A 24,485-nucleotide genomic window follows, 5' to 3' on the forward strand; every position below is an offset into this window, starting at 1 on the left:
CGGGTCCACGGGGGATCCGGTGAAGCCCCCACCGCTCTTCGCGTCCTACGCCGACGCCGGCGGGTACAGCGACCGCGGCAACTGCGAAGCCGCTGCCGCGTCCAGGAGCCACAGCGTGCGTTGTCTGCCCTGCGCGCCCGCCGCCGGGGCCTGGATCTCGCCCGCGCCCGAGAGGGCGATGGCTGCCGCCTGGGCCTTGTCCTCGCCTGCCGCCAGCAGCCATACCTCGCGGGCCGCCCGGATCGCGGGCAGGGTGAGGGTGACCCGGGTCGGCGGGGGCTTGGGCGCGCCGTGTACGCCGACCACCGTCCGTTCCGTCTCGCGGACCGCCGGGAGTTCCGGGAACAGCGACGCGACGTGCGTGTCCGGTCCGACGCCCAGCATCAGGACATCGAACGTCGGTACCGCGCCATGGTTCTCCGGACCCGCCGCACGGGCCAGCTCCGCGGCGTAAGCGGCCGCCGCCGCATCCGCGTCCGCACCGTACGGGCCGTCCGACGCGGGCATGGCGTGCACCCGCTTGGGATCCAGGGGCACCGAGTCCAGCAGGGCCTCACGGGCCTGCGTGACATTGCGCTCCGGATCCCCTTCGGGCAGGAACCGCTCGTCACCCCACCACAGGTCGAGCCGCCCCCAGTCGATGGCGTCCCGGGCCGGTGCGGCGGCCAGCGCAGCCAGCAGGCCGTTGCCGTTGCGGCCGCCGGTGAGGACCACGGAGGCGTAGCCCCGGGAGGCCTGGGCGTCCACGACCTTCGTGATCAGCCGGGCCGCCGCGGCCTGCGCCATCAGCTCCTTGTCGCGGTGCACGACCAGCTGCGGAGTGCTCACTTCGCCGCCGCCTTCTTCGCCGGAGCCTTCTTCGCGGCCTTCTTGGCGGGCGCCTTCGCGGCCTCCTCCTCCGGAGTCTCCACCGCGACCGGCTCCTCGTCGGCCGTGTTCAGCCGCTCCACCCCGAACCGCAGCGCCGAGGCGTACGTGTCGTCCGGGTCGAGCCGCCGCAGCTCCTCCGCGATCAGCTCGGCCGTTTCACGCCGCTTGAGCGCCACGGCGCGGTCCGGCTGGCCCTGGATGGACAGGGTCGCCAGCGAGCCGTCCGCCCGGTCGAGCACGATCGGGCCGCAGTCGGTGGCCAGCCGCACCGCCGTCAGACCGGGGCCCGACGACAGCGACCGCTTCACGGGGACGTCAAGGCGGTCCGCGAGCCACATCGCCAGCAGCTCACAGCTCGGGTTGAACTCCTCGCCCTCCACCTCGACGCCCTTGACCTCGCACACGACCTGGTCCAGGGCCGCCGCCAGCATCGAACGCCAGGGCGTGATGCGGGTCCACGACAGGTCCGTGTCGCCGGGGGTGTAGGTGCCGGCCCGTGCCTCCAGGTCCCGTACCGGCTGCTCGGAGGCATAGGTGTCGGTCACCCGGCGCTGCGCCAGCGCGCCCAGCGGGTCGCTGGCCGGGTCCAGCGGCGCGTTCACCGGCCACCAGACCACGACCGGCGCGTCCGGCAGCAGCAGCGGCAGGACCACCGACTGGGCGTGGCTGACGACATCGCCGTACAGCCGCAGCACGATCGTCTCGCCGGTGCCCGCGTCCGCGCCCACCCGCACCTCGGCGTCCAGGCGGGACTTCGTACGGTCGCGGGGCGAGCGCGAGACGCGCTTGATGACCACGAGCGTGCGCGAGGGGTGCTCGCGCGAGGCGTCGTTCGCGGCCTTGAGCGCGTCGTACGCGTTCTCCTCGTCCGTCACGATGACCAGCGTGAGCACCATGCCGACGGCAGGGGTGCCGATGGCCCGGCGCCCCTGGACGAGGGCCTTGTTTATCTTGCTGGCCGTGGTGTCGGTCAGGTCTGTCTTCATGGCCGGCGCCAGCTCCGTCCGTCTCGCTCCAGCATGTCGTCCGCCTCGACGGGACCCCAGGTACCGGCCGGGTACTGGGCCGGAATGCCGCTCTTGTCCCAGTACTCCTCGATCGGATCGAGGATCTTCCAGGACAGCTCGACCTCCTCGGTGCGCGGGAAGAGGTTCGAGTCGCCGAGCAGGACGTCCAGGATCAGGCGCTCGTACGCCTCCGGGCTGGACTCCGTGAAGGACTCGCCGTAGGCGAAGTCCATGGACACGTCCCGGATCTCCATCGAGGTGCCGGGCACCTTGGAGCCGAAGCGGACCGTGACGCCCTCGTCCGGCTGGACGCGGATCACGATCGCGTTCTTGCCGAGCTCCTCCGTCGCCGTGTGGTCGAAGGGGGAGTGCGGGGCCCGCTGGAAGACCACCGCGATCTCCGTGACCCGGCGGCCGAGGCGCTTTCCGGTGCGCAGATAGAAGGGGACGCCCGCCCAGCGGCGGTTGTCGACCTCCAGCTTGATCGCGGCGTAGGTGTCGGTCTTCGACTTGGGGTCGATGCCCTCCTCCTGGAGGTAGCCGACCGCCTTCTCGCCACCCTGCCAGCCTGCCGCGTACTGCGCGAACACGGTGTCCCGGCCCAGGTCCTTCGGCAGCCGTACGGCACCGAGCACCTTGGTCTTCTCGGCGGCCAGCGCGTCCGCGTCGAAGGAGGCGGGCTCCTCCATGGCCGTCAGGGCCATCAACTGGAGCAGATGGTTCTGGATGACGTCACGGGCGGCGCCGATGCCGTCGTAGTAGCCGGCGCGGCCGCCGATGCCGATGTCCTCGGCCATGGTGATCTGGACGTGGTCCACGAAGGACCGGTTCCAGATCGGCTCGAACATGGTGTTGGCGAAGCGCAGCGCCAGGATGTTCTGGACGGTCTCCTTGCCCAGGTAGTGGTCGATCCGGAAGACCTGGTCCGGGGCGAAGACCTCGTGCACGACCTTGTTGAGCTCCTCGGCCGACTTCAGGTCGTGGCCGAAGGGCTTCTCGATGACCGCGCGGCGCCAGGAGCCGCCCGACTGGTCGGCGAGACCGTGCTTCTTCAGCTGCTGGATGACCACCGGGAAGGAGCGCGGCGGCACGGACAGGTAGAAGGCGAAGTTGCCGCCGGTGCCCTGTGCCTTGTCCAGCTCGTCGATGGTGTCGCGCAGCCGCTCGAAGGCCTCGTCGTCGTCGAAGGTGCCCTGGACGAACCGCATGCCCTGGATGAGCTGGTGCCAGACCTCCTCGCGGAAGGGGGTGCGGGCGTGCTCCTTGACCGCGTCGTGGACCTCCTGGGCGAAGTCCTCGTTCTGCCACTCACGCCGGGCGAAGCCGACCAGCGAGAAACCCGGCGGCAGCAGACCCCGGTTCGCGAGGTCGTACACGGCGGGCATGAGCTTCTTTCGTGACAAATCGCCCGTGACGCCGAAGATGACCAGGCCCGACGGCCCCGCGATACGCGGGAGCCGTCGGTCGGCGGGGTCACGCAGCGGGTTGCTGCTCGACAAGAGATCAGCCCTCCGAGGGGGCGAGGCGGTTGAGCTCCGCCTCGGTCGACTTCAGCAGGTCGTTCCAGGACGCCTCGAACTTATCGACGCCCTCGTCCTCCAGCAGCTGCACCACGTCGTCGTACGAGATCCCGAGCTTCTCGACGGCGTCGAGCTCGGCGCGGGCCTGCTCGTAGGTGCCGGCGACGGCGTTGCCGCGGATCTGGCCACCTTCCTCGGTGGCCTGCAGGGTGGCCTCGGGCATGGTGTTCACCGTGTTCGGGGCCACCAGCTCGTCGACGTACAAGGTCGGCTTGTAGGCCGGGTCCTTCACACCGGTGGAGGCCCACAGCGGGCGCTGCTTGTTGGCGCCCGCCTTCTCCAGCGCGCTCCAGCGGTCGGTGCCGAACACCTCTTCGTACGCCTGGTAGGCCAGACGCGCGTTGGCGACGCCGGCCTTGCCGCGGGCGGCCTTGGCCTCGTCGGTGCCGAGCGCGTCGATCCGCTTGTCGATCTCGGTGTCCACACGGGACACGAAGAAGGACGCCACCGAGTGGATCAGGGACAGGTCGAGCCCCTTCTCCTTGGCCTTCTCCAGGCCCGCCTGGTAGGCGTCCATGACCTCGCGGTAACGCTCCAGCGAGAAGATCAGCGTGACGTTGACGCTGATGCCGTTGCCGATCACCTCGGTGATGGCCGGCAGGCCCGCCTTGGTGGCCGGGATCTTGATCAGCGTGTTGGGGCGGTCCACCAGCCAGGCGAGCTGCTTGGCCTCGGCGATCGTCGCCTTGGTGTTGTGCGCGAGCCGCGGGTCGACCTCGATCGACACCCGGCCGTCCTGGCCGCCGGTCGCCTCGAAGACCGGGTGCAGGATGTCGGCGGCGTCCCGGACGTCCGCCGTGGTGATCATGCGGACCGCCTCGTCGACGGTGACCTTGCGGGCGGCGAGGTCGGCGAGCTGCTGCTCGTAACCGTCGCCCGACGAGATCGCCTTCTGGAAGATGGTCGGGTTGGTGGTGACGCCCACGACGTGCTGCTGGTCGATCAGCTCGGCGAGGTTGCCGGACGTGATCCGCTTGCGCGACAGGTCGTCCAGCCAGATCGCGACGCCTTCCTCGGAGAGGCGCTTGAGTGCGTCTGTCATGGAATTACATCTCCTACGTGTCGTATGTGAGCGTCAGCGCTGGGCGGCGGCGACGGATTCCCGGGCCTTCGCGGCCACGTTCTCCGCAGTGAAGCCGTACTCCTGGAAAAGGACCTTGCCGTCGGCCGAAGCACCGAAGTGCTCCAGCGAAACGATGCGGCCGGCGTCCCCGACGTACTTGTGCCAGGTGAGTCCGATACCGGCCTCCACCGCGACACGTGCCTTGACCGCGGGCGGCAGAACGCTGTCCCGGTACCCCTGGTCCTGCTCCTCGAACCACTCCACGGACGGCATGGACACGACGCGCGTGGGCACCCCGTCGGCCTCCAGCTGCTCGCGCGCCGCGACGGCCACGTGCACCTCGGAACCGGTGGCGATCAGGATCACCTCGGGCGTCCCCGTCGAGGCCTCGAACAGGACGTAACCACCCTTGGCGGCATCCTCGTTGGGCTCGTACGTCGGCACACCCTGACGGGTCAGCGCCAGGCCGTGCGGCTGGCCCTTGCCGAAGACCTTGGTGTACCGCTTGAGGATCTCGCGCCAGGCGATGGCGGTCTCGTTGGCGTCCGCCGGGCGGACCACGTTCAGGCCCGGGATGGCGCGCAGCGAGGCGAGGTGCTCGACCGGCTGGTGCGTCGGGCCGTCCTCACCGAGACCGATGGAGTCGTGCGTCCACACGTACGTCACCGGCAGGTGCATCAGCGCCGACAGACGCACGGCGTTGCGCATGTAGTCGGAGAACACCAGGAACGTACCGCCGTAGACACGGGTGTTGCCGTGCAGCGTGATGCCGTTCATCTCCGCGGCCATGGAGTGCTCGCGGATACCGAAGTGGATCGTGCGGCCGTACGGGTTCGCCTCGGGCAGCGGGTTGTCCGCCGGGAGGAACGACGACGTCTTGTCGATCGTCGTGTTGTTGGAGCCCGCCAGGTCGGCCGAGCCGCCCCACAGCTCCGGGACGACCGGGCCGAGCGCCTGGAGCACCTTGCCGGACGCGGCGCGGGTGGCGACACCCTTGCCGGGCTCGAAGACCGGGATCGCGGACTCCCAGCCCTCGGGCAGCTCACCCCTGCTGATGCGGTCGAACTCCGCGGCGCGCTCCGGGCTGTTGTTGCGCCACTCCTGGAAGGACTTCTCCCACTCCGCCTTGGCCTGACGGCCGCGCTCCAGCGCCTGGCGGGTGTGGTCGATCACCTCGTCGGCGACCTCGAAGGACTGCTCCGGGTCGAAGCCGAGGACGCGCTTGGTGGCCGCGACCTCGTCGTCGCCGAGCGCCGAGCCGTGCGCGGCCTCGGTGTTCTGCGCGTTCGGGGCCGGCCAGGCGATGATCGAGCGCATCGCGATGAACGACGGCTTGTCCGTGACGGCCTTCGCCTTCTGGACGGCCGCGTAGATGGCGGCCGGGTCGAGGTCGCCGTTGGCCTGCGGCTCGACGCGCTGCACATGCCAGCCGTACGCCTCGTACCGCTTGGTGACGTCCTCGGAGACGGCCGTCTCGGTGTCGCCCTCGATCGAGATGTGGTTGTCGTCCCACAGCAGGATGAGGTTGCCGAGCTCCTGGTGGCCGGCGAGCGAGGAGGCCTCGGCGGAGATGCCCTCCTGGAGGCAGCCGTCACCGGCGACGCAGTAGACGAAGTGGTCGAACGGGGACTCACCGACGGGAGCCTCCGGGTCGAACAGACCGCGCTCGTAGCGGGCGGCCATCGCCATGCCCACCGCGTTGGCGACACCCTGGCCGAGCGGGCCCGTGGTGGTCTCGACGCCCGTGGTGTGGCCGTACTCCGGGTGGCCGGGGGTCTTCGAGCCCCAGGTCCGGAACGACTTGAGGTCGTCCAGCTCCAGGCCGAAGCCGGCCAGGTACAGCTGGGTGTAGAGGGTCAGGGACGAGTGGCCCGCGGACAGCACGAAGCGGTCCCGGGCGACCCAGTCGGCGTCCGCCGGGTCGTGCCGCATCACCTTCTGGAAGAGGGTGTACGCGGCAGGCGCAAGGCTCATCGCCGTACCGGGATGGCCGTTGCCGACCTTCTGTACGGCGTCGGCGGCCAGGACGCGGGCGGTGTCCACGGCCCGCTGGTCCAGCTCGGTCCAGTCGAGGTCTGTGGTGGTCGGCTTGGTGCTCACCCTGGGTCAGGGCTCCTCTCCACATGTCACGCATGTCGAATTGCCGGTGCACGGAGCGCCCCGGCCGTTGTCGAGCCTACCCCCGTATGTACGTGCGTTTTTTCGAGTCATTCCAGACTGCCGGGACTCGCCGGGATCCGCCTGCCGACTGGTCCGTAACGTGTTCGGCAAGTGAATACGAAGCCGCTCGAACGAGTGCTCAACAGAGTGCCGACCGGCTCTTCCGGTCGTGCCTGCCAACACGAGGCCACCCCCGCGAATGTCGGGGTCTGGGCAACGTCTACAGTGGCGTGGTACGCGCGAGCCTTTACCGGGACTTCACACTGGGAGGCTCGCTGGGATGTCTCTGTCAGGGGTGTGCGTGACGGCCGTTGAATCCCGTCCAGCGGGGATTATCGGGACGAGCCAGAGCCCGAGCCGGCGGCCGATCGGGGCGCGGGTCAAGGCGTTCGTGGCGCTGACCAAGCCGCGGATCATCGAACTGCTGCTGATCACCACCGTCCCGGTGATGTTCCTGGCGCAGCAGGGCGTGCCCGATCTCAAGCTCGTGCTGCTCACCTGCCTCGGCGGCTACCTCTCCGCGGGCGGCGCCAACGCGCTCAACATGTACATCGACCGTGACATCGACGCGCTCATGGACCGCACCTCGCAGCGCCCGCTGGTCACCGGCATGGTCAGCCCGCGCGAGTGCCTGGCCTTCGGCATCACCCTGGCGGTCGTCTCCACCCTGCTGTTCGGCCTCACCGTCAACTGGCTCTCGGCCTGGCTCGCCCTCGGCGCACTCCTCTTCTACGTCGTCGTCTACACGATGATCCTCAAGCGCCGTACCTCCCAGAACATCGTGTGGGGCGGTATCGCGGGCTGTATGCCCGTGCTGATCGGCTGGTCCTCCGTCACGAACTCGCTGTCGTGGGCGCCGGTCGTGCTGTTCCTCGTCATGTTCTTCTGGACGCCGCCGCACTACTGGCCGCTGTCGATGAAGGTGAAGGACGACTACGCGCGCGTGGGCGTGCCGATGCTCCCGGTCGTGGCCTCCAACAAGACCGTCGCCAAGCAGATCGTGCTCTACAGCTGGGTCATGGTCGCGGTCTCGCTGCTGCTCACCCCGCTCGGCTACACGGGCTGGTTCTACACGCTGGTCGCCCTGGTGGCGGGCGGCTGGTGGCTGTGGGAGGCGCACGCCCTGCAGAACCGGGCGAAGGCCGAGGTGACGGGCGCGAAGCTGAAGGAGATGCGGCTGTTCCACTGGTCCATCACCTATGTCTCGCTGCTGTTCGTCGCCGTGGCCGTGGACCCCTTCCTGAGGTAGTGGACCCGTCCTGAGGCAAGGGTCACTCCGCCTCGGCATCGCCCTTTGGTCTACTCGTCGGTAGCATCCTGACCATGGCAGACACGCAAGCGGTTGACGCGAAGGCCGAGCGCCGGGCGGCCAAGCTCGCCAGGCAGATCAGCGCCTTCTCCAAGGCACACGGCGGCGCCGAGGCCCAGGTGGCCTACATGGGGCAGCGCGGCGCCCGGATCGCTCTCGTCGGCGAGGACGGCAACTGGGGCAACCTGGTGGCCCCGACGCACGAGATCGCCGAACAGGCGGTGCAGAAGGCCGGCATCACTGTTCACGAAGAATTCGACGGCGAGTTCGCGGCGAAGGTGAAGACGGGCCCCTACGAGTGGACCCGGATGGCCGGAATTCAGGTCGGCGGCCCGAAGAACGGCTGAGGAACCTCGCCGCAGCCCCCGAACCTGAACCCCGGCTCACCCGTTAAGCCCCTTAAAGGCGAGCACGGGGAGTCCGGATGATCGAAACGCCGTCCCTCGTGGACCAGTACTGCCACGGAGTGCTGCGCACGGAGCTGGGCCTCGGCACCTTCGAGGCCCGACTCGCCCGCACCGAGGGCCCGCCGGCCCCCGGCACGACCCTCTTCGACACCCAGACGGGTTTCGCCGTACGGCGCTGGTGTCCCCCGCTGCTCGGCCTGGAACCGCACTGTCCGCCCGCCCGCTATCTCGCCCGGCGTCGTGAACTCGGCGTACAGGAGGCGGGTCGGCGGCTGCTGCGCGGCAGCGGCATCACCACGTACCTGGTCGACACCGGACTGCCCGGCGACCTCACCGGACCCGACGAACTGGCCTGCACCGGGGCCGCGCGGGCACACGAGATCGTGCGCCTGGAACTCCTTGCGGAACAGGTCGCCGATACCTCGGGAACCGTCGATTCCTTCCTGGCCAACCTCGCCGAATCGGTTCACGGCGCGGCCGCGCACGCGGTTGCCTTCACCTCGGTCGCGGGCGTACGGCACGGACTCGCGCTGGCGCCCGAGCCGCCGGGTCCCGGCGAGGTGCGCGGCGCGGCGGGCCGCTGGCTGGCCGGGCGCAGGGTGGGCGGCGAGCTGACCGACCCGGTGCTGTTACGGCATCTGCTGTGGAGCGCGGTCGCCTCGGGCCTGCCGCTCCAACTGCACGCGGGCCTGGGCGAACCGGGCCTGCGCATCGACCGTACGGACCCGGTCCTCCTGACGGACCTCGTCCGCGCGACGGCGGGCCTCGGCACCGACCTGATCCTGCTGCACAGCTACCCGTACCACCGGCACGCCGCCCACCTGGCCGGCGTCTTCCCCCACGTCTACGCCGACTCGGGCGCCGCCCTGGTCCGCACCGGCGCCCGCGCGGCGACGGTCCTCGCGGAGATCCTGGAACTCGCCCCCTTCGGCAAGATCCTCTTCTCCAGTGGTGGCCAGGAACTCCCGGAGCTCCATGTAGTGGGCGCCCGCCTCTTCCGCGAGGCCCTCGGCCGGGTGCTCGGCACCTGGGTCGCGGAGGGCGCGTGGTCCCTGGCGGACGCCCAGCGGGTGGCGGGGCTGATCGCGGCGGGGAACGCCCGGCGGGTGTACGGGCTGGACTGAGCCGGGCTCAGGCCCTGGTCAGCGTGGATTCGGCGGCCGGACCCGGAACCTCGATCTCCGCGGACGGCCTCTCCCGCAGCGACAGCAGGACCCGCAGTGTCGCGATCCACACCAGGCAGGAGCCGAACATGTGGGCTCCCACCAGGACCTCGGGCAGATCGGTGAAGTACTGGACGTACCCGATGGCACCCTGCGCGAGGAGGACCAGGAACAGGTCGCGCGTGCGGGACAAGGGCCCGCGCGGGGCGTCGACCGCCTTGAGGACGAACCACAGGGCGAAGGTCAGCGTCACCACGATCCAGGCCAGGACCGCGTGCAGCTTGCTGACGTTCTCCCAGTCCAGCGGCATGCGCTCGACCTCGCTCGAGTCGCCCGCGTGCGGTCCCGCGCCGGTGACGACCGTGCCGACCGCGATCAGCAGCACGGTGACCACGAGCAGGACCCGGACCAGCTGCTGCACGGCCTTGCCGACCAGCGGACGCGGTGCCGCGTCGCCCTCCCGGGTGCGCTGCCACATCACGGTGGCGACCGCGATCAGCACTGTGGAGAGCAGGAAGTGCGCGGCGACCGTGTACGGGTTCAGACCGACCAGCACGACGATCCCGCCGAGGACCGCGTTGCCCATCACCACCCAGAACTGCGCCCAGCCGAGCCGGGTCAGGCCCCGCCGGTACGGCTTCTCGGAGCGGGCTGCGATGATCGCCCAGCCGACGGCGGCGCACAGCACGTACGTCAGCATGCGGTTGCCGAACTCGATGTAGCCGTGGATGCCCATCTCGGCGGTGTTGTTGATCGAGTCCTCGGTGCACTTGGGCCAGGTCGGACAGCCGAGCCCGGAGCCGGTCAGCCGCACCGCGCCGCCGGTGACCACGATGACCACCGACATGACGAGCGCGGCGAGGGCCGCCCGCTGAACCGTCTTAGGATCCGGGGTCCAGCGTGCGGCGATGAAGGCGAGCGGGTTGCGCACGGCCGCTACGGCGTCGGCGCGGGTCAGATTTGGCACGCGCCCTATCGTAGGCCCGGGCTTGTGCACGCTTTCACGAGGGGTTACTCCCAGCGGAAGAACTTCCCGGCGGCCGACAGACCCACGACCGCCCAGACGGCCAGAATCCCCAGGTCGGCCCACGGCATCCCGGCCCCGTGCTGCAACACGTCCCGCAGCCCGTCCGACAGCGCCGAGATGGGCAGCAGCCCGAGCACTTCCTGTGCCGCGTCCGGGAACTTGTCGAGCGGCACGACGACTCCGCCGCCCATGAGCAGCAGCAGGAAGACGAGGTTGGCGGCGGCGAGGGTGGCCTCCGCCTTGAGCGTGCCCGCCATCAGCAGGCCGAGGCCGGAGAAGGCGGCGGTGCCCAGGACCAGGAGCAGGACGACGGCCACGGGGTTGCCCTGCGGGTTCCAGCCGAGCGCGAAGGCGATCACCGTGACCAGGAGCACCTGGAGGGCCTCGGTGACCAGGACCGAGAGGGTCTTCGCGGTCATCAGGCCCCAGCGCGGGAGCGGGGAGGAGGCCAGGCGCTTCAGGACGCCGTAGCGCCGCTCGAAGCCCGTCGCGATGGCCTGGCCGGTGAACGCCGTCGACATCACCGCGAGCGCGAGGATGCCGGGGGCGAGGAAGTCCACGGCCTCGCCCTCACCGGTGTCGACGATGTCCACGGTGCTGAACAGGACCAGCAGCAGCGTCGGGATCACGACCGTGAGCAGGAGCTGCTCGCCGTTGCGCAGCAGCATCTTCGTCTCCAGCGCCGCCTGCGCCATGATCATGCGGGGGAGCGGGGCGGCCCCGGGCCTCGGGGTGTAGGTACCCACGGTCACGAGCGCAGCTCCTTGCCGGTCAGCTCCAAAAAGACGTCTTCGAGGGTGTGCCGTTCCACCGAGATCTTCTCCGGCATCACCCCGTGCTGCGCGCACCAGGAGGTGACCGTCGCGAGCAGTTGCGGGTCGACCTTTCCGGCCACCCGGTACGAGCCCGGGGTCAGCTCCGCGGCCGTGCAGTCGGCGGGGAGGGCCTTGAGCAGGGAACCGACGTCCAGGCCGGGGCGGCCGATGAAGCGCAGGGTGTTCTCGGCGCCGCCGCGGCACAGCTCCTCGGGGGAGCCCTGGGCGATGACCCGGCCCGCGTCGATGATCGCCACGTCGTCGGCGAGCTGCTCGGCCTCGTCCATGTAGTGGGTGGTCAGGATGACCGAGACACCGTCGGCGCGCAGATCGCGGACCAGGTCCCAGGTGGCCCGGCGGGCCTGCGGGTCGAGGCCGGCCGTCGGCTCGTCCAGGAACACCAGCTCGGGACGGCCCACGACGGCCATGGCGAGCGCGAGCCGCTGCTGCTGGCCGCCGGAGAGGCGGCGGTAGCCGGTCCGGCCGCAGCTGCCGAGGCCGAGGCGCTCGATCAGGGCGTCCACGTCGAGGGGGTGGGCGTGCAGCTTGGCCACGTGGCGGAGCATCTCGTCGGCCCGGGCGCCCGAGTACACGCCTCCGGACTGGAGCATGACGCCGATCCGGGGGCGGAGCCGACCGGACTGTCTCACCGGGTCGAGGCCCAGGACACGCACCGTGCCCGAGTCAGGCTTGCGGTACCCCTCGCAGGTCTCGACCGTGGTCGTCTTGCCCGCGCCGTTGGGTCCGAGTACGGCGGTCACGCCCGCCCGGGCCACCAGGTCGAGGCCGTCCACCGCGGTCTTCGTGCCGTACCGCTTCACCAGGGCCTGGACCTGGACCACGGGCTCAGTTCGCATGGCTCAAGAGTCTAGGTACGCGCCGCCCCGCCCGGACCGGCGGGTTCAGTTCTCCTCCTCACGGGACCGGTGCACGGCCAGCCACCGCCGCGCGTAGGCCACCGCGTCCGCCACGGGGAACAGCCGTGCGTCAGCGGCGCCCACCTTGCCCCGTACGACAGGACGGTCCCGTTCGAAGTCGTGGCCCAGCTCGTCGAAGCGGTCCGAGCTGATCGACACCTCGGTGACGGTCTCCCACCCGTCCCGGCCGGGTCGGCCCACCTTCACGCGGGGAGAGGGGATGCGGTACTCGGCGAGGTGGAAGCTGGTGCAGGCGTCGTATCCGGCGCCGAGCAGCAGCACGCGCGCGTGCAGCGCCTCAAGCCGCGCCAGCGGGCTCTGCTCGCCGAGCCGGCAGTCGGTGGCGTGTCCGTCCAGCACCTCCGCCGCGCGCGGGCCGACGGCGGCGAAGGAGGTCTGCGGGTGCGCGCTGCGCAGGGCGCCCGGCCAGGTCCGTACGGTCTCCGGGACAACGCCTACCCCGCGCGTGGGCGTGACGCGAGGGTCGTAGGCGGGCATCGTGGCCCGGATCGGCTCCCACCACTCCTCGGGCACCGGCGGATTGCCCCACACCGCCGGGTCGGACAGGTCGCCGGACTGCGTGGGGACCACGAGCGTGCCGTCCGGGCCGAGTGCGTCGAGCAGACCCTGGACGACCGCGACGGCGCCGCCGCAGACCCAGCCGAGCGAGCTGAGCGAGGAGTGCACAAGGAGGATTTCGCCAGGTTTGACGCCCAGCTCGCCAAGGCCGTCGGCGACGGTCGTCCGAGAGACAAGTGGGCCGGTCGGAGGGGGTATCGGCATGCCTCGGGAGTGTTCCGGAAGGGGCCACGGGGCGCCACTGAATTGTGGGCGCGTTTGATCGATCAAAGATCGTTTTCGCAGGTCAGATTAGGTAAACCTAAGTGACGCAGGGCACCGTCCGCGGGTTCGAACGCCGCTTGCCCGAGTCTGAGGAATTACGCAACAATGGCGTTGTGAAAAACGTCGGCGAGGCCCATGAGGAGCTCGCGACCGGTGAGCGGTCCACCCGCAACCGTGTCGCGCGGTCCATCCTGGACCACGGTCCGTCGACCGTCGCCGAGCTCGCCGGACGGCTGGGGCTCACGCAGGCCGCCGTACGACGGCATCTGGACGCGCTCGTCGTCGACGATGTCGTGGAGGCGCGCGAGCAGCGCGTGTACGGCGCCCGCACCCGGGGCCGCCCCGCCAAGGTGTTCGCGCTGACCGACTGCGGACGCGACGCCTTCGACCAGTCGTACGACAAGCTCGCCGCGGACGCCCTGCGCTGGATCCAGGAGCGGTTCGGCGGGGACGAGGCCGTCGTCGCCTTCGCGCGCGCGAGGATCGCCGAGCAGGCGACCGCGTACCGCGAGGCCATCGAGGCCGCCGCCCCCGAGGAACGGACCGAAGCCCTGGCCAAGGCCTTGAGCGCGGACGGGTACGCTGCTACCGCGCGTAGCGCCCCGGTCGGCGAACAGCTGTGCCAGCACCACTGCCCCGTCGCCCACGTGGCGGAAAAGTTCCCGCAGCTCTGCGAGGCGGAGACCGAGATCTTCTCCCAGCTGCTCGGAACCCACGTCCAGCGACTGGCGACCATCGCGCACGGCGACGGCGTCTGCACGACGTTCATCCCCAAGATTTCCCACAACGCATCTGCAAGCACGGCCGGGAGGAACCCCGCATGACTCTCCCCACGGAGACTGCCCACCCCGAACTTGAGGGTCTGGGCAAGTACGAGTACGGCTGGGCCGACTCCGACGAGGCCGGTGCAGCGGCGAAGCGCGGCCTCAACGAGGACGTCGTCGTGGACATCTCCTCGAAGAAGTCCGAGCCGGAGTGGATGACCAAGCTCCGTCTCAAGGGCCTGAAGCTCTTCGAGAAGAAGCCCATGCCGAACTGGGGCTCGGACCTGTCGGGCATCGACTTCGACAACATCAAGTACTTCGTGCGCTCCACGGAGAAGCAGGCGGAGTCCTGGGAGGACCTGCCCGAGGACATCAAGAACACCTACGACAAGCTGGGCATCCCGGAGGCGGAGAAGCAGCGCCTGGTCGCCGGCGTCGCCGCCCAGTACGAGTCGGAGGTCGTCTACCACCAGATCCGCGAGGACCTGGAGGAGCAGGGCGTCATCTTCCTCGACACCGACACCGCGCTGAAGGAGCACCCGGAGCTCTTCAAGGAGTACTTCGGGACCGTCATCCCCGCTGGTGACAACAAGTTCGCGGCCCTGAACACCGCTGTGTGGTCCGGTGGGTCGTTCATCTATGTTCCGCCGGGCGTCCACGTCGAGATTCCGCTCCAGGCCTACTTCCGGATCAACACCGAGAACATGGGCCAGTTCGAGCGGACCCTGATCATCGTCGACGAGGGTGCCTATGTGCACTACGTCGAGGGCTGCACCGCCCCGATCTACAAGTCGGACTCGCTGCACTCCGCGGTCGTCGAGATCATCGTCAAGAAGAACGCCCGCTGCCGCTACACGACCATCCAGAACTGGTCGAACAACGTCTACAACCTGGTCACCAAGCGCGCCGTGGCGTACGAGGGCGCGACCATGGAGTGGATCGACGGCAACATCGGCTCCAAGGTGACGATGAAGTACCCGGCCGTCTACCTGATGGGCGAGCACGCCAAGGGCGAGACCCTGTCCATCGCCTTCGCGGGCGAGGGCCAGCACCAGGACGCCGGTTCCAAGATGGTCCACATGGCGCCGAACACCTCCTCCAACATCGTGTCGAAGTCCGTGGCGCGCGGTGGCGGCCGTACCTCGTACCGCGGTCTGGTCGAGATCGGCGAGGGTGCGCACGGCTCGAAGTCCAACGTGCTGTGCGACGCGCTGCTCGTCGACACCATCTCCCGCTCCGACACCTACCCGTACGTCGACGTCCGCGAGGACGACGTGTCCATGGGCCACGAGGCGACCGTCTCCAAGGTCTCCGAGGACCAGCTCTTCTACCTGATGAGCCGGGGTCTGAGCGAGTTCGAGGCGATGGCGATGATCGTGCGCGGCTTCGTCGAGCCGATCGCCAAGGAGCTGCCCATGGAGTACGCCCTTGAGCTCAACCGGCTGATCGAGCTGCAGATGGAAGGCGCGGTCGGTTAAGACCGGTCCTTCGACAAGCAGCTAGCGAAATCTGACGTAGGAAGAGAGCAGACCGACAGCCATGGCTGAGGCTCAGAACATCCCCGTGGGCTCCACCACCGCGGGCCAGATCGCGGTGGCCGCCGAGTCCACCGTCGCCACGCGCATGAGCGCGCCCCCGTCCTTCGACGTGGCGGACTTCCCGGTCCCGCACGGCCGTGAGGAAGAGTGGCGGTTCACCCCGCTGGAGCGCCTGCGCGGCCTGCACGACGGCACCGCCGCCGCGACCGGCGACGGCGTGAAGGTCACCGTCGAGGCGCCCGCGGGTGTCGTCGTCGAGACCGTCGGCCGTGACGACGCGCGGCTCGGCAAGGCCGGCACCCCGGTGGACCGCGTCGCGGCCCAGGCGTACTCGGCGTTCGAGAAGGCCGGCGTGGTCACCGTCCCCAAGGAGACGGTGCTCACCGAGCCCATCCGGATCGCCGTGCACGGCGAGGGTGGGATCGCCTATGGCCACCAGGTCATCGAGCTGGGCGCCTTCGCCGAGGCTGTCGTCGTCATCGACCACACCGGTGACGCCGTGCTCGCCGCCAACGTCGACTACGTCCTGGGCGACGGCGCCAAGCTGACCGTCGTCTCGGTCCAGGACTGGGACGACAAGGCCGTCCACGTGGGCCAGCACAACGCGCTCATCGGCCGGGACGCCGGCTTCAAGTCGTTCGTGGTCACCTTCGGCGGCGACCTCGTACGTCTGCACCCCCGCGTCGCCTACGCCGGCACCGGTGGTGAGGCCGAGCTCTTCGGCCTGTACTTCACCGACGCCGGCCAGCACCAGGAGCACCGTCTCCTGGTCGACCACAACACCCCGCACTGCAAGTCCAACGTCGCCTACAAGGGCGCGCTCCAGGGCGACGACGCGCACGCGGTGTGGATCGGTGACGTGCTCATCGAGGCCAAGGCCGAGGGCACGGACACGTACGAGATGAACCGCAATCTCGTCCTGACGGACGGCGCCCGGGTCGACTCCGTGCCGAACCTGGAGATCGAGACCGGCGAGATCGTCGGCGCGGGCCATGCCTCGGCGACCGGCCGCTTCGACGACGAGCAGCTCTTCTACCTGATGGCCCGCGGCATCCCGGAGCACGAGGCCCGTCGCCTCGTCGTCCGCGGCTTCTTCGCCGAGCTGGTCCAGCAGATCGGCGTCGACGACATCGAAGAGCGCCTTCTCGTGAAGATCGACGAGGAGCTGGAGGCGACCGTCTGATGACGTTCGTACGCGCCTGTGGGCTGAGCGAGCTGGAGGATGACACCCCGAAGCGGGTGGAACTCGACGGCACGCCGGTCTCGGTCGTGAAGACCGAGGGGGAGGTGTTCGCCATCTACGACATCTGCTCCCACGCGAACGTCTCGCTCTCCGAGGGCGAGGTGGAGGACTGCCAGATCGAGTGCTGGCTGCACGGCTCCAGCTTCGACCTCCGCACCGGCAAGCCGTCCGGCCTTCCCGCGACGCGCCCCGTCCCCGTATACCCCGTAAAGATCGAAGGGGACGACGTGCTCGTCTCCCTCACCCAGGAGTCCTGAGGCACCCATGGCAACGCTTGAAATCCGAGACCTGCACGTCACCGTCGAGGCCGACAACGCCGAGAAGGAGATCCTCAAGGGCGTCGACCTCACCGTGAAGCAGGGCGAGACGCACGCCATCATGGGCCCCAACGGCTCGGGCAAGTCGACCCTCGCCTACTCCCTCGCCGGTCACCCGAAGTACACGATCACCGGCGGCAGCGTCACCCTCGACGGCGAGGACGTCCTGGAGATGTCCGTCGACGAGCGCGCCCGCGCCGGCCTTTTCCTCGCGATGCAGTACCCGGTCGAGGTTCCCGGTGTGTCCGTGTCGAACTTCCTGCGCACCTCCGCCACCGCCGTCCGCGGCGAGGCCCCCAAGCTGCGCACCTGGGTGAAGGAGGTCAAGGAGGCCATGGAGCGCCTCAACATGGACCCCTCGTTCGCCGAGCGCAACGTCAACGAGGGCTTCTCCGGCGGTGAGAAGAAGCGTCACGAGATCCTTCAGCTGGAGCTGCTCAAGCCGAAGGTCGCGATCCTCGACGAGACCGACTCCGGCCTCGACGTCGACGCCCTGCGCATCGTCTCCGAGGGCGTCAACCGGGTCCGGGAGACCGGCGAGGTCGGCACCCTGCTGATCACGCACTACACGCGCATCCTGCGCTACATCAAGCCCGACTACGTCCACGTCTTCTCCGCGGGCCGGATCGTCGAGTCCGGCGGCGCCGAACTCGCCGACAAGCTGGAGAACGAGGGCTACGAGGCTTACACGAAGGGCGGCGCATCCGAGTGACACAGCTGCCGGGCCTCCTCGACACTGAGGCGATCCGCAAGGACTTCCCCATCCTGGACCGCCAGGTCCACGACGGCCGGAAGCTCGTGTACCTGGACAACGCGGCGACCTCGCAGAAGCCGCGCCAGGTGCTGGACGCCCTGAACGAGTACTACGAGCGCTACAACGCCAACGTCCACCGCGGTGTGCATGTGCTCGCCGAGGAGGCCACGGCGCTGTACGAGGGCGCGCGTGACAAGGTCGCCGAGTTCATCAACGCGCCCAGCCGCGACGAGGTGATCTTCACCAAGAACGCCTCGGAGTCGCTGAACCTCGTGGCGAACATGCTGGGCTGGGCCGACGAGCCCTACCGCGTGGACTCCGAGACCGAGATCGTCATCACGGAGATGGAGCACCACTCCAACATCGTGCCGTGGCAGCTGCTGGCGCAGCGCACCGGCGCGAAGCTGAAGTGGTTCGGGCTGACCGACGACGGTCGGCTCGACCTGTCCAACATTGACGAGATCATCACCGAGAAGACGAAGATCGTCTCCTTCGTGCTGGTCTCCAACATCCTGGGCACGGTCAACCCGGTCGAGGCGATCGTCCGCCGGGCGCAGGAGGTCGGCGCCCTCGTCTGCGTCGACGCCTCCCAGGCCGCTCCGCACATGCCGCTGGACGTGCAGGCCCTCCAGGCCGACTTCGTGGCCTTCACCGGCCACAAGATGTGCGCCCCGACCGGCATCGGTGTCCTCTGGGGCCGCCAGGAGCTGCTGGAGGACCTGCCTCCGTTCCTCGGCGGCGGCGAGATGATCGAGACGGTGTCGATGCACTCGTCGACGTACGCTCCCGCCCCGCACAAGTTCGAGGCGGGCACCCCGCCGATCGCGCAGGCGGTCGGTCTGGGCGCGGCGATCGACTACCTGGGCTCGATCGGCATGGACAAGATCCTCGCCCATGAGCACGCGCTCACCCAGTACGCCGTGCGGCGGCTCCAGGAGGTGCCCGACCTCAGGATCATCGGCCCCACCACGGCCGAGGACCGGGGCGCGGCGATCTCCTTCACGCTCGGCGACATCCACCCGCACGACGTCGGCCAGGTACTGGACGAGCAGGGCATCGCGGTCCGCGTGGGCCACCACTGCGCCCGCCCGGTCTGCCTGCGGTACGGAATTCCTGCGACCACGCGAGCGTCGTTCTATCTGTACTCCACGCCGGCCGAGATCGACGCTCTGGTGGACGGCCTGGAGCACGTACGGAACTTCTTCGGCTGAAGGGCTGATCGGTGAAGCTGGACTCCATGTACCAGGAAGTCATCCTGGACCACTACAAGAACCCTCACGGGCGTGGTCTGCGGGATGGCGATGCCGAGGTGCACCATGTGAACCCGACGTGCGGTGACGAGATCACCCTGCGCGTGAAGTACGACGGCACGAAGATCGCGGACGTCTCGTACGAGGGCCAGGGCTGCTCGATCAGCCAGGCCTCGGCCTCCGTGCTGAACGAGCTGCTGGTCGGCAAGGACCTGTCCGACGCGCAGAAGATCCAGGAGACCTTCCTGGAGCTGATGCAGTCCAAGGGCAGGATCGAGCCCGATGACGCGATGGAGGAGGTCCTGGAGGACGCGGTCGCGTTCGCGGGTGTCTCCAAGTACCCGGCACGGGTGAAGTGCGCTCTCCTGAGCTGGATGGCGTGGAAGGACGCAACGGCCCAGGCCCTGGGCGGAGCCGACGCGGAAAGGAAGACGGCATGAGCGAGACCGTTGAGATGAAGCCGGCCTCGGAGGAAGAACTCCGCGAGGCGCTGTACGACGTCGTCGACCCCGAGCTGGGCATCGATGTGGTCAACCTCGGCCTGATCTACGGCATCCACATCGACGACGCGAACATCGCGACGATCGACATGACCCTGACCTCGGCGGCCTGTCCGCTGACGGATGTCATCGAGGACCAGGCCAAGTCCGCCACGGACGGCCTCGTCAGCGAGCTGCGCATCAACTGGGTCTGGATGCCGCCGTGGGGCCCCGACAAGATCACGGACGACGGCCGCGAGCAGCTTCGGGCGCTCGGGTTCAACGTCTGAGACCCGCTGATCCGTGGAAGCGGCGATGCCCTCGGGGGCGTCGCCGCTTCTTTGTGTTCAGCCTCTGTGTGCTCAGCTCACCAGCCGGAACGCCGAGTCCGCGATGTACAGCTCGCTCGACTGGTACGGGTCCAGGCGGAGTTGGAAGTTCTTGTGGCGCAGATAGCGGCCCGGGTAGTTCACCGACTCCAGCATGATCGCGCCGGGGTGGGACGCGGTGCGGGGGCAGAAGGTGGCGTCCTGGGCGAAGAGTTCGGAACCGTCGTTCGGTTCGGCGCGCAGGACGAACTCGCGGTGGCGGAGGTAGGTGCCGTCTGCCGTGGCGAAGGAGTAGCACGACGGCTCGGCCAGGCCCTCGAGCAGCTTGAAGGTGTCCGGGGACGCGGTGAGGCGGACCAGGCCGTCGTCCACCTGCCAGTAGCGGTCGGGGTAGTTGACCGAACGGACCGAGCGATGAGTGATGGTCGGGTTCGGGGTCGGTGACGCGGCAGGTGGCTCGGCCCGGGTGGGGGTCGGGGACGGGTGGGGTGTGCTGGTCTTCGCGGGCGCGGAGGGGGAGTTCGGCTCGGCCGACGGGGGAGTCGGCGTGCTCGCCGATGGGCTCGCGAAGGAGATCAGGCCCGGTGGGGAGGCGCTCGTCGACGGCGTCGCCGAGTGTGACAGATCGTCAGCGGGCCTGCGGGTCACGGCTATCGCCGTCACGCATGCCGCGATCGTGGCCAGCGCCAGGGCCCCGGCCAGCCAGAGGCGGCGCGTGCCCGGTGTCCGGGAGGTGTCCGGTGCCCAGCCGCTCTCCCAGGGACGGTCCTGAGGGGGCCGGGGCTTGTCGTGTGGCATGCGCGTTCCTTCGGCGGCGTCATGAGGGGACGGCCGCGACTGCGATGGCCCGGTAGATGAACGGTGAAACAGTAGTGGAGGGTGTGGTTCTCGGGGCGGCTGTTCGGCGAATTGAAGCGAGCGCTTTCCATATCGCCTTCTCAGGCGCCTCCCAGGTCCGTCTCATCCGCCCGCGGCACCGTGGGAGCGTGGTTACGAGTACCCGTCCCGTGTTCGTCCTCGGGTGTCCCCGGTCCGGGACGACCCTGACGCCCGCGATCCGCTCGGCCACGGAGTCGGCGTCCAGCCCCAGCTCGTGGAACCGCGTCTCCTTGCGCCCGGTGATCCAGCGGGCGAGCCCGGCCCGGGCCCGCCCACCCTCGGCTCGGCGCTGGGCGTCCCGCTCAAGGCGTACGCCGAACGCCATGGCAAGGTCCGCTGGGGCGACAAGCGGCCCGCGTACGCCCTGCACGTGGCGGAGATCCTGCGGCTCTTCCCGGACGCGCAGTTCGTGCATCTCGTCCGACGGACGGGACTGCGTGGCCTCGCTGCTAGGGCCTGTCCGGCGGATCAGGTCGGCTGCAAGGAACAGCGCATTTCAGCTGAGCCGAGCGGGGTCTGGTGCGTGCAGCTGCAAGGCGGAGGAGGGCGGCGACGCGATGGGGGAGTCGGCAACCGACGACAACGCCGCAGATGCGCGTGCCAGGGCCCGCGACGCCGGCATGATCCGCCGGACAGGCCCTAGGGATGCCCTGGTCGCACCGCGGCTTCCACGAGGCCGTCGCCACCTGGGCGCAGGTCATGGACGTGACGCGTCGCTACGCCCGCAGGCTTGGCCCCGACAGCTGGCACGAGCTCCGGTTCGAGGATCTCGTCGCCGACCCGGAGGAGCAACTGCGAAAACTCTGCGCCTACTTGGGCGAGGAGTACGCCCCCGAGATGACCGAGCCGCACCGCATGGCCGCCGCTGCCGTACCGGCCCGCAAGACCTGGCACCGGCGCACCCACGGCGCGCTGGACGTGTCACGGGCGGGCAGTTGGCAGCAGCGGCTGACCCCGGATCGGATACGGCTGTGCGATTGGGCGAGCGGCTGATGCGCAGCGGCTACGCGCTCAGCGGCGCCGTACGGCCCGATCCCGCCGAACTCCTGCACTACCGAAAGGTGTCGGCGCTCAGGCGCGCGGCCCACGCCAGGCGGCGGATGCTCGACCACCTGGTGCGGGTGCGTGAACCGGGTCCCGTGGCGTCGATCGCGATGTGATCCGGTGACCGACCCTGGTTGTGTACGCCCGTACGCATCATTGTGTACGCTTGTACGCATGGGATACCTGACGCTCGCCGGCGCCATCGCCGCCGAGGTGGCCGCGACCACCGCCATGAAGTACAGCGCCGGTTTCAGCAAGCTCTGGCCCTCGCTGCTGACCGCGCTCGGTTACGTCATCTCCTTCACCCTGCTCGCCCAGACCCTGAAGACCGTCGGCATCGGCGCCGCCTACGCGATCTGGGCAGGCGTCGGTACCGCGAGCATCGCCCTGATCGGGCTCCTGGCCTTCGGCGAGGCGCTGACCTTCGCCAAGGTCACGGGAATCCTGCTGATAGTCGCGGGGGTCGTGGTCCTCAACCTGGGAGGCGCGCACTGATGGCCCGGCGTTATGACCCGGAGCGACGGCAGCGGATCATCGACGCCGCGATCCGGGTCGTGGGCGCGAAGGGCCTCGCGGGGCTCACCCACCGCTCGGTCGCGGCCGAGGCCGATGTCCCGCTCGGCTCGACGACGTACCACTTCGCGACCCTCGACGAGCTGATGGTCGCGGCCCTGCGCCAGGCGAACGAGGGCTTCGCCAAGGTCGTCGCCGCGCGCGGAGGTCTCACGGATCCGGCGGCCGACCTGGCGGACGAGCTCGCGGGCTGGATCGGCGAATGGCTCGCCGGGGACCGCACGGGCGTGGAGCTGGAGTGCGAGCTCTACCTGGCCGCTCTCCGCCGCCCCGCCCTGCGCCCGGTCGCCGCCGAATGGGCGACGGACCTCGCGCAGCTGCTGGGCCGCCGCACGGACCCGGTCACCGCCCGGGCGCTGGTGGCGCTGCTGGACGGGATCTGCCTTCAGGTGCTGCTCACGGGGGTGCCGTACGACGAGGAGTACGCGCGTGAGGTGCTGCGGCGGGTCATCCCGGCCGAACGGGCGCCCGGCACGTGAGATGCCGGGCGCACCGGTTCGCCCCGGTGGGCCCCGCCAAGTTAGGTTGCCCTCATGACCGACACGACTGCACCTCGCACCACCGGCGCCGTTGCCGCCGGCCTCGCCACGATCGCCGCCGACGGCACCGTCCTCGACACCTGGTTCCCCGCGCCCGAGCTCGCCGCCGAGCCCGGCCCCTCCGGCACGGAGCGGCTGTCCTCCGAGAAGGCCGTGGAGCTGCTCGGCGAGGGCGCCGCGAAGGCGATCGGCCCGGACGCCCGCCGTGGCGTCGAGGTCGTCGCGGTCCGTACGGTCATCTCCTCGCTCGACGCGAAGCCGATCGACGCGCACGACGTCTACCTCCGGCTGCACCTGCTCTCCCACCGCCTGGTCAAGCCGCACGGCCAGAGCCTGGACGGCATGTTCGGCTTCCTCGCCAACGTCGCCTGGACCTCGCTCGGGCCGGTCGCGGTCGACGACATCGAGAAGGTCCGGCTGAACGCCCGCGCCGAGGGGCTGCACCTCCAGGTGACGTCCATCGACAAGTTCCCGCGCATGACGGACTACGTCGCGCCGAAGGGCGTTCGCATCGCCGACGCCGACCGGGTCCGCCTGGGCGCGCACCTCTCCGCGGGCACGACGGTCATGCACGAGGGCTTCGTGAACTTCAACGCGGGCACGCTCGGTACGTCGATGGTCGAGGGCCGTATCTCCGCGGGTGTCGTCATCGGCGACGGTTCGGACATCGGCGGCGGCGCCTCCACGATGGGCACGCTGTCGGGTGGCGGCAACGTGATCATCTCCATCGGCGAGCGGTGCCTGATCGGCGCCGAGGCGGGTGTCGGGATCGCGCTGGGCGACGAGTGCGTGGTGGAGGCGGGGCTGTACGTCACCGCGGGTACGCGCGTGACCATGCCGGACGGACAGATCGTCAAGGCCCGTGAGCTGTCCGGGGCGTCCAACATTCTGTTCCGGCGCAACTCGGTCACGGGGACGGTGGAGGCTCGGCCGAACAACGCGGTGTGGGGCGGCCTGAACGAGATCCTTCACAGCCACAACTAGCTCCGTGGGGGCGCGGTGAATCTGCGGGCCTGTGGGGGCTGGTCGCGCCCACGCGGCGGAGCCGCAAATTGATACAGCCCCGCGCCCCTAAGGGGGAATCGTTGCCGCGAATTCCTCCAGTGCCCTGAAATCCGGCTCCCGCAGTCCGATCCTCGGGTCCACGTGGTGCAGTAGCGCCGGCCCCCTGTGATGCTCTGCCACGTACGCCTCGTCCGCCTCACTCTGTTCGTCGTCCACCCATGCGAACGGGCGGCCCTCCGCGTACTCCACGATCGCCGCCGTCTTCCAGTGCACCCCGTCCGGGCCTTCCGCGAACAGGCCCTCGCCGAAGTCGACGTACGGGAGTTCGGGGAGGCCGAGGACCGGGGCGATCCAGCGGTTGGCGGCGTCCATCCAGGTCGTGGCCCAGCACAGGTCGTAGTCCAGGGCCAGGAGGGCCGGGCCGTGGGAGGGGTTCAGCCAGACCCGGAGGGGGCGGCCGGGGTGCAGGGCGACCCTGAGCGTCGTGTAACCCTCGGGGCGGCGTTCGGGCTGGGCGGCCCAGGGGTTCAGGGGGCCGTCGACGTCCAGGAACAGCAGGGGGCGGCTCACGGGGTCACCGTACGGGAGCGGTGGTGGGCCGGGCGGGGAT

General features: G+C 69.6%; 28 protein-coding genes. 17 read left to right on the top strand and 11 right to left on the bottom strand.

Annotated elements, in window-relative coordinates:
- Nucleotides 1-45 precede the first annotated feature (45 nt).
- The 5 genes from pgl to tkt are packed head-to-tail and all read right to left on the bottom strand — an operon-like array spanning nt 46 to nt 6,620.
- Nucleotides 46-828, bottom strand: a complete 783-nt coding sequence (gene pgl / locus H4N64_RS08845; RefSeq protein WP_186281571.1) for a 6-phosphogluconolactonase — start codon at nt 826-828, stop codon at nt 46-48.
- A complete protein-coding gene (gene opcA / locus H4N64_RS08850) occupies nt 825-1,856 on the bottom strand; it encodes a glucose-6-phosphate dehydrogenase assembly protein OpcA (protein WP_186281572.1) in 1,032 nt (343 codons plus the stop codon). Before opcA ends, pgl begins: the two co-directional genes overlap by 4 nt.
- On the bottom strand, nt 1,853-3,376 hold the full coding sequence (zwf, locus tag H4N64_RS08855; RefSeq protein WP_186281573.1) for a glucose-6-phosphate dehydrogenase: 1,524 nt from the start codon (nt 3,374-3,376) through the stop codon (nt 1,853-1,855). Before zwf ends, opcA begins: the two co-directional genes overlap by 4 nt.
- Before the next feature lie 4 nt (nt 3,377-3,380).
- Nucleotides 3,381-4,499, bottom strand: coding sequence for a transaldolase (gene tal, locus H4N64_RS08860; RefSeq protein ID WP_186281574.1), 1,119 nt, complete (start codon nt 4,497-4,499; stop codon nt 3,381-3,383).
- A gap of 33 nt (nt 4,500-4,532) precedes the next feature.
- The gene (tkt, locus tag H4N64_RS08865; protein WP_186281575.1) at nt 4,533-6,620 is read right to left on the bottom strand and encodes a transketolase; all 2,088 of its coding nucleotides are present in this window, start codon (nt 6,618-6,620) and stop codon (nt 4,533-4,535) included.
- Between the two features lie 355 nt (nt 6,621-6,975).
- On the opposite strand from tkt, the gene H4N64_RS08870 reads away from it, so the two are divergent.
- The 3 genes from H4N64_RS08870 (at nt 6,976) to H4N64_RS08880 (ending at nt 9,520) form a co-directional block, all read left to right on the top strand.
- Nucleotides 6,976-7,929, top strand: a complete 954-nt coding sequence (locus H4N64_RS08870; protein ID WP_186281794.1) for a heme o synthase — start codon at nt 6,976-6,978, stop codon at nt 7,927-7,929.
- A 74-nt stretch (nt 7,930-8,003) separates the two neighbouring features.
- Nucleotides 8,004-8,336, top strand: a complete 333-nt coding sequence (locus H4N64_RS08875; RefSeq protein WP_186281576.1) for a hypothetical protein — start codon at nt 8,004-8,006, stop codon at nt 8,334-8,336.
- 77 nt (nt 8,337-8,413) lie between these two features.
- Complete coding sequence (locus H4N64_RS08880; protein WP_186281577.1) at nt 8,414-9,520, top strand: amidohydrolase family protein; 1,107 nt, start codon at nt 8,414-8,416, stop codon at nt 9,518-9,520.
- A 7-nt stretch (nt 9,521-9,527) separates the two neighbouring features.
- Here the strand turns inward: H4N64_RS08880 and H4N64_RS08885 are convergent, their stop codons facing one another.
- From H4N64_RS08885 to H4N64_RS08900, 4 genes are read right to left on the bottom strand one after another with little or no spacing between them, the layout of a single operon-like run.
- A complete protein-coding gene (locus tag H4N64_RS08885; protein ID WP_222108738.1) occupies nt 9,528-10,517 on the bottom strand; it encodes a COX15/CtaA family protein in 990 nt (329 codons plus the stop codon).
- A gap of 53 nt (nt 10,518-10,570) precedes the next feature.
- Nucleotides 10,571-11,287 (bottom strand): ABC transporter permease, encoded by a 717-nt coding sequence (locus H4N64_RS08890; protein WP_186281795.1) that lies wholly within the window; start codon nt 11,285-11,287, stop codon nt 10,571-10,573.
- A gap of 47 nt (nt 11,288-11,334) precedes the next feature.
- Entirely contained in the window at nt 11,335-12,258 is a 924-nt protein-coding gene (locus tag H4N64_RS08895) for an ABC transporter ATP-binding protein (RefSeq protein WP_186281579.1), read from the bottom strand.
- 45 nt (nt 12,259-12,303) lie between these two features.
- A complete protein-coding gene (locus H4N64_RS08900; RefSeq protein WP_186281580.1) occupies nt 12,304-13,101 on the bottom strand; it encodes an AAC(3) family N-acetyltransferase in 798 nt (265 codons plus the stop codon).
- 173 nt (nt 13,102-13,274) lie between these two features.
- Here H4N64_RS08900 and H4N64_RS08905 point away from each other — a divergent pair, with 173 nt between their 5' ends.
- The 8 genes from H4N64_RS08905 (at nt 13,275) to H4N64_RS08940 (ending at nt 19,796) form a co-directional block, all read left to right on the top strand.
- A complete protein-coding gene (locus tag H4N64_RS08905; RefSeq protein ID WP_186281581.1) occupies nt 13,275-13,985 on the top strand; it encodes an ArsR family transcriptional regulator in 711 nt (236 codons plus the stop codon).
- Complete coding sequence (gene sufB, locus H4N64_RS08910; RefSeq protein ID WP_186281582.1) at nt 13,982-15,403, top strand: Fe-S cluster assembly protein SufB; 1,422 nt, start codon at nt 13,982-13,984, stop codon at nt 15,401-15,403. The genes H4N64_RS08905 and sufB overlap by 4 nt, the downstream gene beginning before the upstream one ends.
- Before the next feature lie 61 nt (nt 15,404-15,464).
- Nucleotides 15,465-16,646 carry a Fe-S cluster assembly protein SufD gene (sufD, locus tag H4N64_RS08915; protein WP_186281583.1) on the top strand — a complete coding sequence of 394 codons (1,182 nt, stop codon included), beginning with the start codon at nt 15,465-15,467 and terminating at the stop codon, nt 16,644-16,646.
- Nucleotides 16,646-16,963: a non-heme iron oxygenase ferredoxin subunit gene (locus tag H4N64_RS08920; protein WP_186281584.1), complete on the top strand. Its 318-nt coding sequence runs from the start codon at nt 16,646-16,648 to the stop codon at nt 16,961-16,963. Before sufD ends, H4N64_RS08920 begins: the two co-directional genes overlap by 1 nt.
- 7 nt (nt 16,964-16,970) lie before the next feature.
- Entirely contained in the window at nt 16,971-17,735 is a 765-nt protein-coding gene (gene sufC, locus H4N64_RS08925) for a Fe-S cluster assembly ATPase SufC (protein ID WP_186281585.1), read from the top strand.
- Complete coding sequence (locus H4N64_RS08930) at nt 17,732-18,988, top strand: SufS family cysteine desulfurase (protein WP_186281586.1); 1,257 nt, start codon at nt 17,732-17,734, stop codon at nt 18,986-18,988. Before sufC ends, H4N64_RS08930 begins: the two co-directional genes overlap by 4 nt.
- Nucleotides 18,989-18,999: 11 nt before the next feature.
- Complete coding sequence (gene sufU, locus H4N64_RS08935) at nt 19,000-19,467, top strand: Fe-S cluster assembly sulfur transfer protein SufU (protein ID WP_186281587.1); 468 nt, start codon at nt 19,000-19,002, stop codon at nt 19,465-19,467.
- Nucleotides 19,464-19,796, top strand: coding sequence for a metal-sulfur cluster assembly factor (locus H4N64_RS08940; RefSeq protein ID WP_094214784.1), 333 nt, complete (start codon nt 19,464-19,466; stop codon nt 19,794-19,796). Before sufU ends, H4N64_RS08940 begins: the two co-directional genes overlap by 4 nt.
- Nucleotides 19,797-19,868: 72 nt before the next feature.
- Here the strand turns inward: H4N64_RS08940 and H4N64_RS08945 are convergent, their stop codons facing one another.
- Nucleotides 19,869-20,633 carry an AbfB domain-containing protein gene (locus tag H4N64_RS08945; protein WP_186281588.1) on the bottom strand — a complete coding sequence of 255 codons (765 nt, stop codon included), beginning with the start codon at nt 20,631-20,633 and terminating at the stop codon, nt 19,869-19,871.
- 223 nt (nt 20,634-20,856) lie between these two features.
- Here H4N64_RS08945 and H4N64_RS44375 point away from each other — a divergent pair, with 223 nt between their 5' ends.
- From H4N64_RS44375 to dapD, 6 genes are read left to right on the top strand one after another with little or no spacing between them, the layout of a single operon-like run.
- Nucleotides 20,857-21,357, top strand: a complete 501-nt coding sequence (locus H4N64_RS44375; RefSeq protein ID WP_222108719.1) for a sulfotransferase — start codon at nt 20,857-20,859, stop codon at nt 21,355-21,357.
- A 2-nt stretch (nt 21,358-21,359) separates the two neighbouring features.
- Complete coding sequence (locus tag H4N64_RS08955; protein WP_186281589.1) at nt 21,360-21,707, top strand: sulfotransferase family protein; 348 nt, start codon at nt 21,360-21,362, stop codon at nt 21,705-21,707.
- Nucleotides 21,692-21,874, top strand: coding sequence for a hypothetical protein (locus tag H4N64_RS08960; RefSeq protein ID WP_186281804.1), 183 nt, complete (start codon nt 21,692-21,694; stop codon nt 21,872-21,874). Before H4N64_RS08955 ends, H4N64_RS08960 begins: the two co-directional genes overlap by 16 nt.
- 58 nt (nt 21,875-21,932) lie before the next feature.
- Nucleotides 21,933-22,253, top strand: a complete 321-nt coding sequence (locus H4N64_RS08965) for a DMT family transporter (RefSeq protein ID WP_186281590.1) — start codon at nt 21,933-21,935, stop codon at nt 22,251-22,253.
- A complete protein-coding gene (locus H4N64_RS08970; protein WP_186281591.1) occupies nt 22,253-22,810 on the top strand; it encodes a TetR/AcrR family transcriptional regulator in 558 nt (185 codons plus the stop codon). Before H4N64_RS08965 ends, H4N64_RS08970 begins: the two co-directional genes overlap by 1 nt.
- 54 nt (nt 22,811-22,864) lie before the next feature.
- Entirely contained in the window at nt 22,865-23,854 is a 990-nt protein-coding gene (gene dapD / locus H4N64_RS08975; protein WP_186281592.1) for a 2,3,4,5-tetrahydropyridine-2,6-dicarboxylate N-succinyltransferase, read from the top strand.
- Nucleotides 23,855-23,941: 87 nt separating this feature from the next.
- Here the strand turns inward: dapD and H4N64_RS08980 are convergent, their stop codons facing one another.
- Nucleotides 23,942-24,445, bottom strand: a complete 504-nt coding sequence (locus H4N64_RS08980) for an HAD domain-containing protein (RefSeq protein ID WP_186281593.1) — start codon at nt 24,443-24,445, stop codon at nt 23,942-23,944.
- Nucleotides 24,446-24,485 lie beyond the last annotated feature (40 nt).

The sequence above is a fragment of the Streptomyces cupreus genome, assembly GCF_014257025.1.
GTDB lineage: Bacteria > Actinomycetota > Actinomycetes > Streptomycetales > Streptomycetaceae > Streptomyces > Streptomyces cupreus.

Excerpts from the sequence above, each read along its gene's own strand:
- sufC (WP_186281585.1), top strand. The coding sequence starts at position 16,971 with ATGGCAACGCTTGAAATCCGAGACCTGCACGTCACCGTCGAGGCCGAC.
- sufB (WP_186281582.1), top strand. The coding sequence starts at position 13,982 with ATGACTCTCCCCACGGAGACTGCCCACCCCGAACTTGAGGGTCTGGGC.
- H4N64_RS08920 (WP_186281584.1), top strand. The coding sequence starts at position 16,646 with ATGACGTTCGTACGCGCCTGTGGGCTGAGCGAGCTGGAGGATGACACC.
- dapD (WP_186281592.1), top strand. The coding sequence starts at position 22,865 with ATGACCGACACGACTGCACCTCGCACCACCGGCGCCGTTGCCGCCGGC.
- H4N64_RS08945 (WP_186281588.1), bottom strand. The coding sequence starts at position 20,633 with ATGCCACACGACAAGCCCCGGCCCCCTCAGGACCGTCCCTGGGAGAGC.
- H4N64_RS08895 (WP_186281579.1), bottom strand. The coding sequence starts at position 12,258 with ATGCGAACTGAGCCCGTGGTCCAGGTCCAGGCCCTGGTGAAGCGGTAC.
- H4N64_RS08890 (WP_186281795.1), bottom strand. The coding sequence starts at position 11,287 with ATGATCATGGCGCAGGCGGCGCTGGAGACGAAGATGCTGCTGCGCAAC.
- H4N64_RS08955 (WP_186281589.1), top strand. The coding sequence starts at position 21,360 with ATGCCCTGGTCGCACCGCGGCTTCCACGAGGCCGTCGCCACCTGGGCG.
- H4N64_RS08900 (WP_186281580.1), bottom strand. The coding sequence starts at position 13,101 with ATGCCGATACCCCCTCCGACCGGCCCACTTGTCTCTCGGACGACCGTC.
- H4N64_RS08875 (WP_186281576.1), top strand. The coding sequence starts at position 8,004 with ATGGCAGACACGCAAGCGGTTGACGCGAAGGCCGAGCGCCGGGCGGCC.
- tal (WP_186281574.1), bottom strand. The coding sequence starts at position 4,499 with ATGACAGACGCACTCAAGCGCCTCTCCGAGGAAGGCGTCGCGATCTGG.
- H4N64_RS08880 (WP_186281577.1), top strand. The coding sequence starts at position 8,414 with ATGATCGAAACGCCGTCCCTCGTGGACCAGTACTGCCACGGAGTGCTG.
- sufD (WP_186281583.1), top strand. The coding sequence starts at position 15,465 with ATGGCTGAGGCTCAGAACATCCCCGTGGGCTCCACCACCGCGGGCCAG.
- H4N64_RS08940 (WP_094214784.1), top strand. The coding sequence starts at position 19,464 with ATGAGCGAGACCGTTGAGATGAAGCCGGCCTCGGAGGAAGAACTCCGC.
- H4N64_RS08965 (WP_186281590.1), top strand. The coding sequence starts at position 21,933 with ATGGGATACCTGACGCTCGCCGGCGCCATCGCCGCCGAGGTGGCCGCG.
- opcA (WP_186281572.1), bottom strand. The coding sequence starts at position 1,856 with ATGAAGACAGACCTGACCGACACCACGGCCAGCAAGATAAACAAGGCC.
- H4N64_RS08970 (WP_186281591.1), top strand. The coding sequence starts at position 22,253 with ATGGCCCGGCGTTATGACCCGGAGCGACGGCAGCGGATCATCGACGCC.